17 protein-coding genes are annotated in these 16,722 nt (G+C 53.2%); 11 read left to right on the plus strand and 6 right to left on the minus strand.

The features are described 5' to 3' along the window. Positions 1–67 precede the first annotated feature (67 nt). The gene (locus tag KHA84_RS04785) at positions 68–952 is read left to right on the plus strand and encodes a polysaccharide deacetylase family protein (protein ID WP_213422384.1); all 885 of its coding nucleotides are present in this window, start codon (positions 68–70) and stop codon (positions 950–952) included. Between the two features lie 49 nt (positions 953–1,001). Here the strand turns inward: KHA84_RS04785 and KHA84_RS04790 are convergent, their stop codons facing one another. Then, complete coding sequence (locus KHA84_RS04790; RefSeq protein ID WP_213422385.1) at positions 1,002–2,474, minus strand: aminotransferase class I/II-fold pyridoxal phosphate-dependent enzyme; 1,473 nt, start codon at positions 2,472–2,474, stop codon at positions 1,002–1,004. A gap of 140 nt (positions 2,475–2,614) precedes the next feature. On the opposite strand from KHA84_RS04790, the gene KHA84_RS04795 reads away from it, so the two are divergent. Both KHA84_RS04795 and KHA84_RS04800 read left to right on the plus strand, forming a co-directional pair. After that, positions 2,615–3,592, plus strand: a complete 978-nt coding sequence (locus KHA84_RS04795; protein WP_213422386.1) for an NAD(P)H-dependent flavin oxidoreductase — start codon at positions 2,615–2,617, stop codon at positions 3,590–3,592. Further along, the gene (locus tag KHA84_RS04800) at positions 3,593–3,883 is read left to right on the plus strand and encodes a UPF0223 family protein (RefSeq protein WP_213422387.1); all 291 of its coding nucleotides are present in this window, start codon (positions 3,593–3,595) and stop codon (positions 3,881–3,883) included. Positions 3,884–3,923: 40 nt separating this feature from the next. Here the strand turns inward: KHA84_RS04800 and KHA84_RS04805 are convergent, their stop codons facing one another. Then, complete coding sequence (locus KHA84_RS04805; RefSeq protein WP_213422388.1) at positions 3,924–4,541, minus strand: DUF1054 domain-containing protein; 618 nt, start codon at positions 4,539–4,541, stop codon at positions 3,924–3,926. A 171-nt stretch (positions 4,542–4,712) separates the two neighbouring features. Between KHA84_RS04805 and KHA84_RS04810 the strand changes: the two genes are divergently transcribed. Then, a complete protein-coding gene (locus KHA84_RS04810; protein WP_157296623.1) occupies positions 4,713–4,916 on the plus strand; it encodes a hypothetical protein in 204 nt (67 codons plus the stop codon). 120 nt (positions 4,917–5,036) lie between these two features. Continuing rightward, complete coding sequence (locus KHA84_RS04815) at positions 5,037–5,834, plus strand: inositol monophosphatase family protein (protein WP_213422389.1); 798 nt, start codon at positions 5,037–5,039, stop codon at positions 5,832–5,834. A 54-nt stretch (positions 5,835–5,888) separates the two neighbouring features. Here the strand turns inward: KHA84_RS04815 and KHA84_RS04820 are convergent, their stop codons facing one another. Continuing rightward, positions 5,889–6,074 (minus strand): YlaF family protein, encoded by a 186-nt coding sequence (locus KHA84_RS04820; RefSeq protein WP_213422390.1) that lies wholly within the window; start codon positions 6,072–6,074, stop codon positions 5,889–5,891. A gap of 117 nt (positions 6,075–6,191) precedes the next feature. On the opposite strand from KHA84_RS04820, the gene typA reads away from it, so the two are divergent. Together typA and KHA84_RS04830 are read left to right on the plus strand one after the other, a co-directional pair. Then, positions 6,192–8,042, plus strand: a complete 1,851-nt coding sequence (gene typA, locus KHA84_RS04825; protein ID WP_213422391.1) for a translational GTPase TypA — start codon at positions 6,192–6,194, stop codon at positions 8,040–8,042. 24 nt (positions 8,043–8,066) lie between these two features. Then, the gene (locus KHA84_RS04830; protein ID WP_419465579.1) at positions 8,067–8,402 is read left to right on the plus strand and encodes a YlaH-like family protein; all 336 of its coding nucleotides are present in this window, start codon (positions 8,067–8,069) and stop codon (positions 8,400–8,402) included. 158 nt (positions 8,403–8,560) lie between these two features. On the opposite strand, the gene KHA84_RS04835 is transcribed toward KHA84_RS04830, so the two are convergent. Further along, positions 8,561–8,764: a YlaI family protein gene (locus KHA84_RS04835; protein WP_213422392.1), complete on the minus strand. Its 204-nt coding sequence runs from the start codon at positions 8,762–8,764 to the stop codon at positions 8,561–8,563. A gap of 12 nt (positions 8,765–8,776) precedes the next feature. Then, positions 8,777–9,277 carry a peptidyl-prolyl cis-trans isomerase gene (locus KHA84_RS04840; RefSeq protein WP_213422393.1) on the minus strand — a complete coding sequence of 167 codons (501 nt, stop codon included), beginning with the start codon at positions 9,275–9,277 and terminating at the stop codon, positions 8,777–8,779. A 177-nt stretch (positions 9,278–9,454) separates the two neighbouring features. Between KHA84_RS04840 and KHA84_RS04845 the strand changes: the two genes are divergently transcribed. From KHA84_RS04845 to pyc, 3 genes are all read left to right on the plus strand, one after another. Continuing rightward, positions 9,455–9,736, plus strand: coding sequence for an Fpa/YlaN family protein (locus KHA84_RS04845; protein ID WP_092096223.1), 282 nt, complete (start codon positions 9,455–9,457; stop codon positions 9,734–9,736). Between the two features lie 66 nt (positions 9,737–9,802). Then, positions 9,803–10,969, plus strand: a complete 1,167-nt coding sequence (locus KHA84_RS04850) for an FtsW/RodA/SpoVE family cell cycle protein (protein ID WP_213422394.1) — start codon at positions 9,803–9,805, stop codon at positions 10,967–10,969. Positions 10,970–10,982: 13 nt separating this feature from the next. Further along, positions 10,983–14,423: a pyruvate carboxylase gene (pyc, locus tag KHA84_RS04855; protein ID WP_213422395.1), complete on the plus strand. Its 3,441-nt coding sequence runs from the start codon at positions 10,983–10,985 to the stop codon at positions 14,421–14,423. A gap of 137 nt (positions 14,424–14,560) precedes the next feature. Here pyc and KHA84_RS04860 read toward each other — a convergent pair whose 3' ends face one another. Next, on the minus strand, positions 14,561–15,481 hold the full coding sequence (locus KHA84_RS04860; RefSeq protein ID WP_213422396.1) for a COX15/CtaA family protein: 921 nt from the start codon (positions 15,479–15,481) through the stop codon (positions 14,561–14,563). A 319-nt stretch (positions 15,482–15,800) separates the two neighbouring features. On the opposite strand from KHA84_RS04860, the gene cyoE reads away from it, so the two are divergent. Then, the gene (gene cyoE, locus KHA84_RS04865; RefSeq protein WP_213422397.1) at positions 15,801–16,715 is read left to right on the plus strand and encodes a heme o synthase; all 915 of its coding nucleotides are present in this window, start codon (positions 15,801–15,803) and stop codon (positions 16,713–16,715) included. Positions 16,716–16,722 lie beyond the last annotated feature (7 nt).

Genomic DNA, 16,722 nt, shown 5'->3' on the forward strand with positions numbered 1-16,722 from the left:
TTGTCGGATTGTGCGGGAGGATGAGGCGATGATAGACTGATAGACAGAGAAGGGATGTGTCTCAGAAATGAAGCTGAAATTGAATTGGATTGCTGGTGCCGCATTGGCTGCCATGCTGCTTGGAGGCTGTGCGGGCCAGGAAGATGCCTCGGATGGCGGAACGGAGGATGCGCCTGACCGGCAGGATGAACAAACTCAAGAACAGGCGGACAGCGGGGGAGCAAATGAGGAAGCACCAGAAGAATCGGCCGGGGAAAATGGGGAAGGCGGCAAAAACGAACAGGTACCGGCTACAGCGGAACCGGAGGAACCGCTTTATGAACTCAATGAAGCCACCTGGTCTTTCCGGCCGATTGGCGATGCCGACCCGAAAGCGGCCCTGCTGACGATTGATGATGCGCCGGACAAGCATGCGCTTGAGATGGCGAAGACGCTGAAAGAGTTGGATGCGCCCGCCATCTTTTTTGTCAACGGCCACTTTATTGACACCGATGAAGAAAAGGCTGTGCTGAAGCGGATCCATGAAATGGGATTCCCGATCGGCAATCATACAATGACACACGCAGATCTTAAGCAGATTTCCGAGGAAGCCCAACGTGAAGAGATACTTGGCGTAAATGAAATTGTGGAGCAAGTAACGGGGGAGAAGCCGAGATTCTTCCGGGCACCTTTCGGCCAAAACACTGATTTCAGCAGGCAGCTGGCAGCCGACGAGGGAATGCTCCTCATGAACTGGACATACGGCTATGACTGGGAGCCGCAGTATCAGAACGAGGATGCCCTTGCAGACATCATGATCAATACGGAGTATTTGAACAATGGTGCGAACCTGCTTATGCACGACCGTGAATGGACGGCAGCTGCACTTCCGAAGATCGTGCAGGGACTGCGTGACAAAGGATTCAAGCTGATTGATCCTGCGACCATCAAAGTGCCGGAAGCGGCCCAATAAGAAAAAGAGAGCGCGGAATCATCCTCGCTCTCCTTTTTTCTGTTCTGGCTTATGAGATGATCGGCATTCTCTCTTTGATGACGAGGAGGTTCTGCAGCGTGTCATCTTCGGGACCTTGTACGGGAAGACCGGCCTCCATGTTCATCCGGATGTAGTCGATGTTATCCTGTGTGACGATCTCACCCGGAATGACAATCGGGATCCCGGGCGGGTACACCATGATGAACTCGGCTGAGATCCGCCCTTCCGCTTCATCAAGAGGAATGGCTTCTGTCTGGGCGTAGAATGCATCTCTCGGGGTGAGCGCGAGTGCCGGGATTTCGGGAAGAGCGACGAATGGCGGGCGCTCCGAGCCATCAGGCGCGAATGTGTCGGCCATTCTCTTGAGCGCATTGACCAGGAGGCTGACTTCTTTTCCGGTATCACCGATTGTCAGAATGCACAGGATATTGTACAGGTCTGACAGTTCAACCTCAATATTGGCATTTTCCCTCAGCCACACTTCGGCCTGGCTGCCGGTGATTGACAGGTCTTTGACGCTGACCAGAAGCTTTGTCGGATCAATGTCGTAGGTGGCGGAACTCCGGATCAGTTCACGGCCGGGGCACCAGAGGCCCGGGATTTTATTGATCCGTTTTCTTGCGTCCTTCGCCAATCGGATCGTTTCATACAACAGGTCGCTTCCGTGCATGGCGAGTTGTCTGCGTGCGCAGTCGATAGAAGCCAGAATCGGGTAAGAAGTTGATGTGGTCGTCAGCATCGACAGGATGGACTGGACGCGCTTGGTCGACACCAGCCCTTCCCGAACATTCAGGACTGACCCCTGGGTCATCGCGCCACCCAGCTTGTGGACGGAAGTCGCGGCCATATCGGCGCCTGCCTGCATGGCGGAGACGGGCAGGCTGTCATTAAAGTGGATATGGACACCGTGCGCTTCATCGACCAGCACAGGGATGCCGTAGCCATGGCTGATGTCGACGATCCGCTCCAAGTCTGCACAGACCCCATAATAGGTCGGGTTGATGACGAGCAGGCCCTTCGCATCCGGATGGGCCGCCAGCGCTGTTTCCGCGGCTTCCGCCGAGATGCCGTGCGAGATGCCGAGTTCCGGGTCGACTTCCGGATGGATAAATACCGGAACAGCCCCGGCAAAGACAATTGCGGACATGACCGATTTATGGACATTCCGCGGAACGATGATTTTATCTCCCGGTTCACAGACGCTGAGAATCATCGTCATGATGGCACCGCTCGTCCCCTGTACGGAGAAAAAGGTGTAATCGGCCCCGAATGCTTTGGCGGCCAGTTCCTGTGCTTTATGGATGGCCCCCTTTGGAGAATGGAGGTCATCCAGCGGGGCGATATTGATCAGGTCGACCGAAAGGATATTGTCTCCTGCAAATTCCCGGAAGGCGGGATCCATTCCGCGGCCCTTTTTATGGCCTGGGATGTGAAATTGTATTGGATGACGGTTCCTGTGCTTCAGGAGTGCGTCGAATAATGGCGTTTCAAGCTGTGACAATCTGGAGCCCCCTTGTTCTTATGATGCAGGATTTCAAGGGCATATTATAGCACCCTCTGCTATCAGTTGTCACAGAAATACATGGCATGGTTCAACTTCTCCTTCCCATGAGATAAGATGGAAGCAAGGGGGGGAATGACATGGAATGGAACACGAGGATCACTGAACTGCTGGGCATCAAGTATCCGATCATCCAGGGGGGACTGGCCTATCTCGCTTACGCGGATCTCGCGGCTGCGGTATCGAATGCAGGGGGCCTCGGGCAGATTACCGCAATGAGCCTGCCCGGGCCGGAGGAGCTTCGCCGGGAAATCCGGAAAGTGAAGCAGATGACGGACAAGCCGTTCGGTGTCAATTATGCCATCGGCCAGCACGGGCGGCCCTACGAGCACATGCTGGATGTAGCTGTCGAAGAAGGTGTCCCGGCGGTCACGATGACCGGAGGGAATCCGGCGCCGCTTCTGGAGCGGCTGGAAGGAACCGGCATCCGGAAACTGGTGCTCGTTGCTGCGGTGCGCCAGGCACAGAAGGCGGAAAGCCTCGGGGCGGATGCTGTCATGGTGGTCGGCCAGGAAGGCGGCGGGCATCTGGGCCGTGACGATGTCGGCACGATGGTCCTTGTGCCGCGTGTTGTTGACAGCGTTTCGATACCGGTCGTCGCTTCCGGAGGAATCGGTGACGGCAGGGGCTGGATGGCCGCGCACGCACTGGGAGCGGAAGGAATCGAGATGGGAACACGCTTCATCGCAACAAAGGAATGTGTGGATGCATCCGATGCCTACCGGAAAGCGCTCATTGACGCTTCCGAGTCGGGGACAAGCATCATCAAGCGCTCGATCGGTGCGCCGGCCCGTGTACTGAAGGGCAGCTGGACCGAGAAGATCCTCGAAATCGAGCAGAAAAATCCGACGTATGAAGCCTTGAAAAGTTATATCAGCGGTGAGGCGAACCGGCGCTTTATCCATGAGGGGCGAGCGGATGAAGGGTTCGGCTGGGCCGGCCAGGTCGCCGGCCTCATCGAAGACGTGCCGACCGTGCAGGAGCTGTTCGACCGCATGGCGCAAGAAGCCGGACAGATCCGTGCAAGATGGGGCTCCGGCAAAAATGGGGAGGAATGAATGATGGCAAGTGAAGGCTACTCCTATCCGCTCCGGACGGACTGGACGACAGATGAAATCATCGAAGCAGTCAAGTTTTTCGAAGCGGTCGAAAAAGCGTATGAAAGCGGGATCAGGCGCGGGGAACTCATGAATGCCTACCGCAGATTCAAGGACATCGAGCCTTCGAAGTCAGGGGAAAAGAAGCTGTTTGCAGAGTTTGAGGAAGCGAGCGGCTATGCGGCCTATCCGGTCATCAAGAAGCTGAAGGACCTTCCGGATGAAGCGATCATAAAAGGAGCGGGGCGATAAGCCGCCGCTCCTTTTGTCTGCTTTTTTGTCAGGGTACTGCTCAGCTGTAAGCCATTTTATAGAGAGGGACGAGGGTGTCGAACGTCTCCTTGGCAAGCCGGTAAAACGCTTCTCCGTCGTCAAGCAGCGGGTCGCCGGCCGGAATATTACGGCCGATCAGCAGCTCTGCTTTCTTGACCGTGCGGAACCGTTCCAGCACAGCGGCAAGATCGATGCCGGAAACCGGATCTGCCCCTTTTTTCATATGGTCCTGCGAAATGACAAACCCGTCCGGAATCGTCGCTTCCACCGTATCGATCCTGTCCAGGAATCGCTGGGCGATGTTTGCTTTATCGGGAAGCTCGTAAATGAACGCGAGCCAGATAAACGCCCGGTCGTCGAACAGCCCTACCTGAAAATGCGGATGCTTCTTATAGCCGCGCTTATCGCCGGCGATCGCGAGCCATGTATCCTTCGGCGGATTCACTGTGCGACGCGCGTGCTTGGCGATGTGGAGATGCATTTCCTGTCCGAGGATCGCCGAGAGATCGTCCGTCAGCTCTCCGCCAAGCTCGCGGAACTTTGGCCGGATCCGTTCTTCGATCGCTTCCATCCGCCTGGCAAGACCCTCTATTTTAAATGTGTCGAAGTCTTCCTGGCTAAATCCGCTGAACTGCATTTGATTCACTTCCTTCGATTGAATGGTTGGTTGGTCCCTTTTTCGTCCGCACGTTTATTGTAACAAAAAACGGGGAACAATCTTTGCAACAGGACATCTCAACAAACCGCGCGGCAACTCCTGGAATAAAGATCGAGATGACCAAAAAAATCCGTGAAAGGGTGCATAAGCATGAAACAAGTCATCCATGTGATCCGGAAAGCCGAAGTTGAAAAACAGTATATCAGCATGCTCAACCTGGAACTGGACTATGAACTCGCCACACTCTACGATGCCATGTCCCAGTCGGATGCCGACCAGAAGAAGAAAAGCAAGCAGCGACTCAAGGAGATTCACGCAGAGCTTGAAAAATATGAAGCGTTCAAGGCGAACTGATCGTCCGACGGCCAGGGACCGAGGGGATCCGGATTCATTCAAGCTTCATTGAATGATGCGGATCCCCTTTCAGTTATAATAGAAGAACGGCCTGCGGCGCAGGCGGGAAGGGGGAGCCCGATGGACTGGGGAGCGATTGACCGCTATGCAAAATCATTGATAAAGGAAGCAGGGCACCGGATCAGGGTGAGCTTTGCGGGAAAGATACAGATTGAGACAAAGGCGGATGCCAATGACCTCGTGACCGACATCGACCGGGAAATCGAGCAGTTCTTTATCTCGCGAATACGCCGGGATTTTCCCGGGCACCGCATACTCGGCGAGGAAGGGTTCGGCGATGACGTCAGCTCAGGTGAGGGCGTGGTCTGGATCCTTGATCCAATCGACGGGACGATGAACTTCATCCACCAGAGGCGCAACTTCGCCATCTCGCTTGGCATCTTCGCCGACGGGATCGGAATGCTCGGATATATCTATGATGTGATGGCTGATGATTTTTATCACGCCTACCGCGGCGAAGGCGCCTACCGCAATGACGAGCGGCTGTCTGTCCTGGAACCGGTCACTGTCGACAAGGCCGTCATCGGCGTCAACGCCAGCTGGGTGGCACCGAACCGGTATATCGATCATGAAGCGGTCGGGCGCCTCGTTTCGGACTGCCGCGGGACACGATCTTACGGCTCGGCTGCGATCGAGCTTGCGCATGTCGCGGCCGGACGCCTCGATGCGTATCTTTCCATGAGGCTTGCCCCATGGGACATAGCCGGCGGATCCGTCATCATCCGGGAAGTCGGGGCCATTTCGACAAATCTCCGAGGCGAAGACCTGGACATGATTTCCAATGACACGTTCATCGCTGCCCGGCAAGGTCTGCATCAGTCGATATTGGACCAATATATCCGGCTAAAACAGACATAATAAAAGCGGAGCCCGGCATCGGGTTCCGCTTTTACATCGATTGGGTAAAGACATTTAGAGTAGTCCTTTGTCCCGCATGGCTTTTTTGGTTTTGAAGCCCATCCCCATGATGACGAAGAGCAGAATAATGCCGCCGAGGATTCCGAGGACGCTTTTTACGCCGATGGCAAATCCGATGGCAATCATCGAGAGCAGTGCCGCGAGGGCGTATAAGATAAATACCCATTGAACATTTTTCATGAATGATTCCTCCGGAAACAGCTGATTTTGCCTCTTGGTAGTTATTAGATGACAAATGGCTTTCCTGTGATATAATAGCACAGTTATGAATCCGGCAACAGAAAAGTGAGTGAAATTATGACAAACCTACGTCAAGATCTACGCAATATCGCAATCATTGCACACGTTGACCACGGAAAAACGACGCTTGTCGACCAATTGCTGAAGCAGTCAGGCATTTTCCGTTCAAATGAGCACGTCGATGAGCGAGCGATGGATTCGAATGATATCGAGCGGGAGCGCGGAATCACGATTCTTGCGAAAAACACCGCTGTCCAATACCACGACATCAAAATCAATATTCTGGATACGCCCGGCCATGCCGATTTCGGGGGCGAGGTCGAGCGGATCCTGAAAATGGTCGACGGTGTACTGCTCGTCGTTGACTCCTATGAGGGCACCATGCCACAGACCCGCTTTGTACTGAAAAAAGCCCTTGAACAGAACTTGAAGCCGATTGTTGTCGTCAATAAAATCGACAAAGAAGCTGCCCGTCCCGAAGAAGTGGTCGATGAAGTCCTTGAACTGTTCATCGAACTGGATGCAAATGATGAACAGCTGGAGTTCCCGGTCATTTATGCATCCGGCATCAACGGAACCGCAAGCCTTTCGCCCGATCCTGCAGATCAGGGAGAAAATATGCAGGTGCTGTTCGAATCGATTCTGGAAAATATTCCTGCCCCAGCCGACAACCGGGAGGAGCCCCTTCAGTTCCAGGTGTCGCTGCTTGATTACAACGACTATGTCGGCCGGATCGGTATCGGCCGGGTGTTCCGCGGAACGATGCATGTCGGCCAGCAGGTCGTCCTCATGAAGAACGACGGAACGATGAAGAACTTCCGGATCACCAAAATGTCCGGGTTCATGGGTCTTAAACGGATTGAGATCGAGGAAGCCTATGCCGGAGACCTTGTAGCCATTTCCGGGTTTGAAGATATCGATGTCGGCGAAACAGTATGCCCGGTCGACCATCCTGAGGCGCTTCCTGCCCTCCATGTCGACGAACCGACGCTCCAAATGACGTTCCTCGTCAACAACAGCCCGTTCGCCGGCCGTGAAGGCAAATGGGTAACTGCCCGCAAGATTGAGGAGCGTCTTGAGCAGCAGCTCCAGACGGACGTGTCTTTGCGTGTCGATCCTACAGATTCTCCGGATGCCTGGATTGTATCGGGCCGCGGTGAACTCCATCTGTCGATATTGATCGAAAATATGCGCCGTGAAGGGTACGAGCTTCAGGTTTCAAAGCCGGAAGTCATTGTACGTGAAATTGACGGCGTTCGCTGTGAGCCGGTTGAGCGTGTCCAGATCGACACGCCGGAAGAATACACCGGTTCGGTCATCGAATCGCTCGGTGAACGAAAAGGCGAAATGCTCGATATGGTCAACAATGGGAACGGCCAAGTCCGGCTCGTCTTCAACGTGCCTGCCCGCGGCCTGATCGGTTACACGACAGAGTTCATGACAATGACACACGGCTACGGTATCCTGAATCATACATTTGACAGCTACCAGCCGATGCAGAAGGGCCGGATCGGCGGTCGCCACCAAGGTGTCCTCGTCTCTATGGATAACGGTACGGCATCGCCATATGGTATACTTCAGGTGGAAGATCGGGGAACGATCTTTGTCGAGCCTGGCACGGAAGTATACGCGGGCATGATCGTCGGTGAACACAGCCGGGACAACGACCTGACTGTGAATGTTACGAAAGTTAAGCACGCGACGAACGTCCGCTCTGCTACGAAAGACCAGACGACGACTCTGAAAAAGCCCCGTATTATGTCGCTTGAGGAAGCTCTCGAATACCTCAGTGACGATGAATATTGCGAGGTCACGCCGAAATCCATCCGTCTCCGCAAAAAGCTCCTGGACAAAAATGAGCGGGAGCGTGCAGCTAAAAAGAAAAAGCTCGCGGAGCAGGAAGCGTAACCGTATCCGAAAGGAAGATTCGTCTTGAAAGAGGAGCAAGTATGGGAAGCCATGTCGCCCATTACCCGCTATGTGTATGAGTTATCACCATCTTTCACCATGGCGGGATATGCACTGTTCTTCATTATTTTTGCCCTGTCGGCTCTCGTGTATTATTTGGGTTTTGCGAGAAAGTTAAAACTATGGCAGAATGTGGTCATTTATCTGTTCCTGATCTTGGGCTGCCTGATTCTCACTTTCCTCGCGTTTTTCCTGCCGATTGCAGAAGGGCTGATTGTCGCGGCGCTGATCCTGATCATCTATAGGCTCCGCCGGATGAACGACAACAAACACGAACAAAAAGATTCCACGCCTGTGTGAGCACGGTATCTCAGACTGCATACAAAGTGAGTGTCATACTCCCTTGTCTGCAGTTTTTTCTTTTGCGGGTAAACCGCGGCAACAGCATGCAAAAAAGCTGCAGACAAAGTAGACGCTCTCCTTTGTCTGCAGCATTCGTAAGACCAATTTTTCGCAGCCTAAAACTCTTCTTCAGATGATTCGGATGTGCGGCGGAAAATGAATTTACCGGTAGCGAGCCTTTCCGCAGTTTTTTCTGCGATGCGGTCGTGGCACTCCATGCACATATAGGTATGGATCGGGCGGTTACGAATGCGTTTAGCCTCCGGAGAATCGTCGGGGATTTCTTCATCTCTTTCGCAAATTACACAGCGCACATGCATAACTCCACCTCCTTAAATGAATGTGATGGAGCGGATTCCCTTGATCGGGGATTCCATATTCGAACCGTCGGGAAAGATGAGGAACGCGGGGCCTTCCTCGCCGAGCGGCTTGCCGTCACGGCTGAATTGGAAGAGAAGGCTGTATGCTTCATTGATCGGGAAGCGGTGCTCGCCACCGTCTTTGTCGGCAAAGACGACGGCTTCCGCATCTTTGTCCGCCTCCGCATTCTTGAGGAACGGTTCCAGGGCGATGCCGAATGTGCCCGTCAGCAGCTCCTGTTTCTTGAACTTCCTTGCCGGCTTCTCCAGCTCTTCCTGGGTTTTCGCCCCCTCCATCAGCTCGCGGGACCAGTGTTTGGACGTTGATTTAATGTAGTCTCCCATCCCGTCATCCGCCACTTTTTCTTCAGTGAAATACGTAGTCAGGTCAAGTTTCCGGTCATCGAAAATCCAAGTGGTCGGATCCAGCGAGATGCGGTACTTGCACTTTCCTTGTATAGGAATGATCATCATGATGTATCTCCTCCAGTTTCTCGCATGTTCAGTTTACAGCAAAGCAGGCGCGGGCAAAAGGGGGAACCTCTCCCAAATTCCGAACGTCCTTATGAAGGGTGCTTGCAATTTTCGCTCCCAAAAGATAAACTCTAATAGATATACTGTAGCAGAAAACCTGCTGATGGGGGCGGCTTCATGGATACAAATGTTCAACCGGCGTATCATGAAAAGGCATTGGAACTTCTTCAGGCGGATGCGGAAAAAATCGCCCAGCTGATCAAAGTTCAGATGGATCATTTGACGATGCCGCAGTGCCCTCTGTATGAAGAAGTGCTTGATACACAGATGTTCGGGCTTTCCCGAGAAATCGAGTTCGCAGCAAAATTGGGCTTGATTGACCGTGAACAGGGAAGAGAGATTCTGGCTTCTCTGGAACGCGAACTGTCGATTTTGCATGATGCATATACGAAGAAATAAAGCAAAAAACTCAAACTCGTTTGCCGGTTTGAGTTTTTTGTTTAACAGAAAGCTTGAGGGAATGCGATGAAAGTCTATCTGAAACGATTTTTCCGTAATTTTGATTTTGCACTCTTTTTTGTTTACCTTGCGCTTTGTCTGTTCGGGCTTGTGATGATTTACAGCGCCAGTATGGTCTGGGCAGTCGAAGTATACGGCTGGGAACCGGATACTTTCTATAAACAACAGCTACGCAATCTATTAATCAGCTTGCCGGTTCTTTTTCTGGGCGCATTCATCCCATATAAACACTATAAAAGAAAAGGGTTCATGGCGCTCATGTTGGCTGCCACTTTCGTCTTGCTGATTGCTGTCCACTTCATCGGCAGTGGTGAGGAAGTGGGGGCGAGAAGCTGGATTAACCTGGGGCCGATGAACCTCCAACCGTCTGAGGTTGCAAAAATCGCTTTTGTACTTTATTTCTCAGGTTTTTTTGCGAAGAAGCTGGAAAGAGGAACAATCAACGATTTGAATAACTCGGTGTTTCCTCCGGTACTGTTGCTTGCATTCGCGGTTCTGCTCATCATGATGGAAACAGATATCGGTGCGACCATGATTCTGCTTGTAACTGCCGTATCGGTAATGGCGGCAAGCGGCATGAGACCAAAGACGTTCTTTAAGTTTGCAGGACTTTCCGGTGCCGCAGTGTCGCTGTTTCTGTTGCTGGCGGTACTGACCGGAAAGGATCTCCTGACCGAAAAGCGGGCAGGCCGCCTGGCAACTTTTCTTGATCCGTTTGCCGATCCGCTTGGCTACGGTTTTCAGATTGTGAATGGTTATATCGCTATTGGAGTCGGCGGCCTAAAGGGCTTGGGCCTGGGGCAGTCCGTCCAAAAGCTCGGCTATCTTCCAGAACCGCAGACCGACTTTATCATGGCAATTATTTCAGAAGAATTGGGGATTGCAGGAGTTGTGATTGTCATTGGCGGCCTCGGTTTCATCGTTCTTCGTGCCATATCGGTTGCCCTGAAGGCGAAGGACCCCCAAGCCCGGATGATTGCCACGGGCATCGGGAGCCTGATCGGCTTCCAGGCGTTCGTCAACCTCGGCGGGATGACCGGGCTCATGCCGCTCACCGGTGTCGCGCTTCCGTTTATCAGCTATGGCGGAACGTCCTTAATCCTGTTATCATTTTGTTTAGGGATACTGCTTAATGTATCCATGTTCGTCAAGAACGAATCGAAACAAGAATGAAGGAGATGGGGAAATGGGGAAAATCCAGAAAATCCTGGTGGCGAACCGGGGAGAGATTGCAATCCGGATTTTCCGGGCGTGCACAGAACTGAAGATCCGCACAGTCGGAATTTATTCGGCTGAGGACAGCGGATCGTTCCACCGCTACAAAGCGGATGAAGCATACCTGGTCGGCAAGGGAAAAAAGCCGATCGATGCCTATCTTGATATTGAGGGGATCATCGCCATCGCGAAGGATTCCGGCGCGGACGCCATCCATCCCGGATACGGCTTCCTGTCGGAAAACGTGGGATTCGCGAGGCGTTGCGAAGAAGAAGGCATCATCTTCATAGGGCCCCGCTCAACACACCTGGATATGTTCGGCGACAAGGTCAAGGCACGCGAACAAGCGGTCAAGGCTGATCTGCCGGTTATTCCGGGAAGCGGAGGCCCTGTTTCTTCGCTTGAAGAAGTCCAAACATTCGGCGAACAAAATGGATATCCGATTATCATCAAGGCGGCACTCGGAGGCGGAGGTCGCGGGATGAGGGTCGTCCGCTCGGCAGATGAGACGGCGGAAGCCTACGAGCGGGCGAAATCGGAAGCAAAAGCCGCATTCGGGTCGGCCGAGGTTTATGTGGAGAAATTTCTAGATAAGCCAAAGCACATTGAAGTTCAGATTCTGGCGGATACATACGGCAATGTCGTCCATCTGTACGAGCGCGATTGCTCCGTCCAGCGCCGCCACCAAAAAGTGGTGGAAATCGCTCCGTCAATCACGATTTCGGAAGACCTTCGGGCGGAGATTTGCGAGGCTGCAGTCCGTCTCATGAAAAATGCGGGCTATATCAACGCCGGAACCGTTGAATTTTTGGTGGATGGGGAGAACTTCTACTTTATCGAAGTCAACCCGCGGATCCAGGTGGAACATACGATCACGGAGATGGTGACCGGTATCGACATCGTCCATTCTCAGATCTACATTGCCGAAGGAAGGAAACTTTCCGATCCGGAAACGGGCATTCCGGAACAAAAGGACATTCCACTATTCGGTTATGCGATTCAGTCAAGGGTGACAACGGAGGATCCGTTAAACAATTTCATGCCGGATACCGGAAAACTGATGGTCTACCGGTCAGGCGGAGGGTTCGGTGTTCGTCTGGATGCAGGAAACGGCTTCCAGGGAGCCGTCATCACGCCGCATTATGATTCGTTGCTTGTGAAAGTCTCCACATGGGGAATGACATTCAAGGAAGCGGCGGCGAAGATGGAGAGGAACCTTCAGGAATTCCGGATCCGCGGCATCAAAACGAATATTCCGTTTCTTGAAAACGTCGTCAAACACCCAAACTTCCTTAGCGGCAGGTACAATACATCGTTTATTGATGAGACGCCTGACCTGTTCATCTTCCCTGCCAGGAAAGACCGTGGCACAAAGCTTCTCACGTATATCGGAAATGTCACGGTCAACGGATTCCCGGGCATCGGAAAAGAGCAGAAGCCGGTTTTCCATCCTGCCCGCAAACCGACAGTCGATTTGTCGGCACAGCCAAAGCCGGGAACCAAGCAGATTCTTGACGAACGGGGTGCCGAAGGGCTTTCCCGGTGGATTCTGGAGCAAAATGATGTGTTGCTGACCGACACCACGTTCCGTGATGCACACCAGTCCCTGCTGGCCACCCGTGTCCGGACGCATGATCTGCTCGATATCGCTGATGAGACCGCACGTCTTATGCAGGACGCATTCTCACTTGAGATGTGGGGCGGCGCAACCTTCGATGTCAGCTACAGATTCCTTGGCGAAAGCCCGTGGGACAGGCTGATCAAACTCCGTGAGAAGATCCCTAACGTCCTGTTCCAGATGCTGTTCCGCGGTTCCAATGCAGTCGGCTACAAAAACTACCCGGATAACGTGATCCGAGAGTTTGTCAGAAAATCCGCGGAAGCGGGAATTGATGTGTTCCGCATCTTCGACAGCCTGAACTGGATCAAGCAAATGGAAGTCGCCATTGATGAGACCCGGCTGTCCGGCAAAGTTGCCGAAGCGGCCATCTGCTATGCCGGTGACATCTTGGACGACAACCGTGCGAAATATACGGTTTCCTATTACAAGGAGATGGCGAAGGCACTGGAAGACGCGGGTGCGCATATTCTCGCCATCAAAGACATGGCGGGACTGCTGAAGCCTGAAGCGGCTTACCGTCTCGTCTCCGAACTAAAGGACACGGTGTCCCTTCCGATCCATCTGCATACGCACGACACGAGCGGAAACGGAATCTTCATGTACAGCCGTGCAGTCGATGCCGGAGTGGACATTGTCGATACGGCGCTCGGCTCGATGGCAGGCCTGACTTCCCAGCCGAGCGCTTCGTCTCTTGCCTATGCGCTTTCCGGGAGGGAGCGTAATGTACGTGCGGATATCGGTTCGCTCGAAGAGCTTTCCCATTACTGGGAAGACGTGCGGAAAATGTACGGCAGATTCGAGAGCGGCATGAAGAGCCCGCACTCGGAAATCTACGTCCATGAGATGCCGGGCGGCCAGTACAGCAACCTGCAGCAGCAGGCGAAAGGCGTCGGCCTCGGTGAGCGCTGGGAAGAAGTGAAGGAAATGTACGGCCGCGTCAATATGCTGTTCGGCGACGTGGTCAAAGTCACCCCTTCCTCGAAGGTGGTGGGCGACATGGCCCTCTTCATGGTCCAAAACAATCTGGATGAAAATTCCGTGATCGAACGGGGCCGTTCTATTGACTTCCCGGATTCAGTGATCGAATTTTTCCGCGGGGAGATCGGCCAGCCGTACGGCGGTTTCCCCGAAGAACTCCAAAAAGTCATCCTGAAAGGGAGGGAGCCGCTTACTGTGCGTCCGGGTGAGCTGCTTGAGCCGGTTGACTTCCAGGCAACACGGGACCAGCTGTTCGAAAAGCTGAACCGCCCAGTTTCATCCCACGACATCCTGGCATATGCACTTTACCCGAAAGTATTTGATGATTTTACAGCCCAGGCGGAAAAGTTCGGAGACGTCTCCGTACTCGACACGCCGACTTTCTTCTACGGGCTGAAGCTCGGCGAAGAAGTGGAAGTGGAGATCGAGAAAGGGAAGACACTCATCATCAAACTTGTATCGATCGGTGAAGTTCAGCCGGACGGTACCCGGAATCTTTACTTTGAACTGAATGGCCAGCCGCGTGAAGTCTGCATTGACGACGCATCCGCTGAAACGGATCATATCCAGCGGAAAAAGGCGGAGAAAGGCAACAGCAAGCATATCGGTGCGACAATGCCGGGTACTGTGCTGAAAGTCGCCATTGACCGCGGCAGCCGGGTCAAACGTGGCGAACACCTTCTCATTACCGAAGCCATGAAGATGGAAACGACCGTCCAGGCACCATTTGATGGAACGGTCAAAGAAATCCATGTAACGGCGGGCGACTCAATCTCGACCGGCGACCTGCTTATTGAGATGGACGAAGACTGATGCAACAGAAAACTGCAGCAAATGCCGACAAGGCATTTGCTGCAGTTTTTTTGTATCTAGTGAATGGAGCCCGTCTTTAGGTGAAAACATGTACATGCCGCAGACAGTGATCTCGTCTGCGGCATGTGATGCGTTTCTTATCCTTGTTTCACGGAATGCCGGCTTCTCGAGACAAGAAGAATCATGTAACAGAGAAGGCCAAACAGGAGCGAGATGATGAGCGAATGGATCAGCGCAGCAGCCAGGTTGGCTCGGGTGAAAACTACGAGCATGCCGGTCGATGCCTGCGCCAGAACAAGGATGAGCGCGATCAGCCAACCTTGGCTGACTGCTTTTTGATGCTGGTAATGTTTCCACGCATGGATAAAGATGTAGGCAATCCAGATTACGATGAGCAGTGCGGCAAATCGGTGGCCCATCTGGATCCACTCATGCATGTTTGTGGGAAGGCCGATGTCGTCATTCCGGCAAAACGGCCAGTCGCGGCAGACCAATCCGGAATCCGTATGCCGGACTAGTGCCCCCGTATAAACGACAATATACGAATAAAGTGTAACGCCGATCGTATGCCACTTCAGCTTATTGCCGATTCTCACGTTCTCTGCATCGAATTTCCGGTCAACCTCGAAAATAAGGAGTGTCAGCAGGAAGACAGCAGTGAAGGAGATCAGGGAAATGCCAAAGTGAAGGGCGAGGATAAAGTCACCCTGCCCCCATAGCACCTGGGCTGCGCCGATCAGTGCCTGGAGAACGAGGAAGAAAATAGCCATGAACGACAGGAACTTTGTTTCGCGTATATGTCCGAGTGCCCGCCATGCCCAGACTGACAGAAGAACGATCAAGATTCCGACCACACCGGTAACAAGCCGATGGGAGAATTCAATCAGCACTTCCGCGTTGATCTCAGTCGGGATCAATTCTCCGTTGCAGCCGGGCCAATGCCTGCCGCAACCCATCCCGCTTTCCGTCTTTGTGACGAGCGCCCCGCCAAGGAGAATGGCGAGCATGCCGATCGTCGAAGCAACGGCGAGCCATTTCAGTGTTCGATTGTGCTGCATGGATGACACCTCTTTAAAGAGTACTAAACCGTTTGGTGACGGTGTCGCTTAATTGATGATAGCGGAAACGGAGGGCAAAAACAACGGCGACACCCGGATGGAACACCCGGCCGCTCTCCATTTCACAATTTGTTCATAAAAAAGGTCTAAAGGCTTCACAAATGAAATTCCTAAATGCATTACTATAGAGATGCTGTGCTCTATTATACGGACGGTCCGCTATCATTCGACAATTTTAGCTTATGTATAGAATTCAACCCTAAATTCAGCTATAGTAAAGGGTAGCGGAGCTTGCCGGCAGTTCGAAAGGAGGGGTTTCATGACAAACAGTCGCACCGCACACGCAACAGCGGCGGAAGCTGAATCCGCTTCTTTTATGAAGGACTTTTTGGCACTCATCAAGATCGGCATTGTGAACTCGAATGTCATTACGGCGTTTACCGGTTTCTTCCTTGCCATCCAGTTCGCCGGCCGGCATTTTCTGGACGAATTGGACTCGTTGTTTTATGTCGTCATCGGCTCTGCGCTCATCGTCGCAGGAGCAGCAGCGATGAACAACCTGATTGACAGGGACATCGACCCGATTATGTCACGGACAAAATCACGTCCGACCGTTACGGGACGCTTCAAGGCACCGGCTGTGCTTGCCATGTCTGTCGGCTTCATGCTGGTCGGTGAGATTCTCCTGTTCTCCGCCAGCACGACAGCCGGACTATTGGGGATTGCAGGGGTCTTCAGCTATGTCGTTCTCTACTCAATGTGGTCCAAGAGGAAGCATGCCAGCAACACAATCGTCGGCAGTATTTCCGGGGCCATGCCTCCACTGATCGGTTGGGCGGCAGTTGAGCCTTCACTCGGTCCTGGAGCATGGGCGCTCTTCCTGATTATGTTTGCCTGGCAGCCTCCGCACTTCTATGCGATTGCCATGAGAAGGACGGAGGAATACCGGGCGGCAGGCATCCCGATGCTGCCGGTCGTGAAAGGATTTGCCCGGACGAAAAAGTCGATGCTCGCCTGGGTGCTGGTTCTCTTCCCGCTCCCATTCCTGCTTCCTCAGCTTGGCTGGGCGTTCATGATCCTTGCAACGGCACTAAACGCAGGATGGCTCTTTATCGCCCTGAAAGGCTTCAGAGCCGGGGACGACATCAAGTGGGCAACACGCATGTTCGTGTACTCACTGAACTACATGACGATCCTATTCGTCGCGATGATCATCTTCGCGGTCATCATCTGATTGCGGA

This window comes from Bhargavaea massiliensis, assembly GCF_018390575.1.
GTDB lineage: Bacteria > Bacillota > Bacilli > Bacillales_A > Planococcaceae > Bhargavaea > Bhargavaea massiliensis.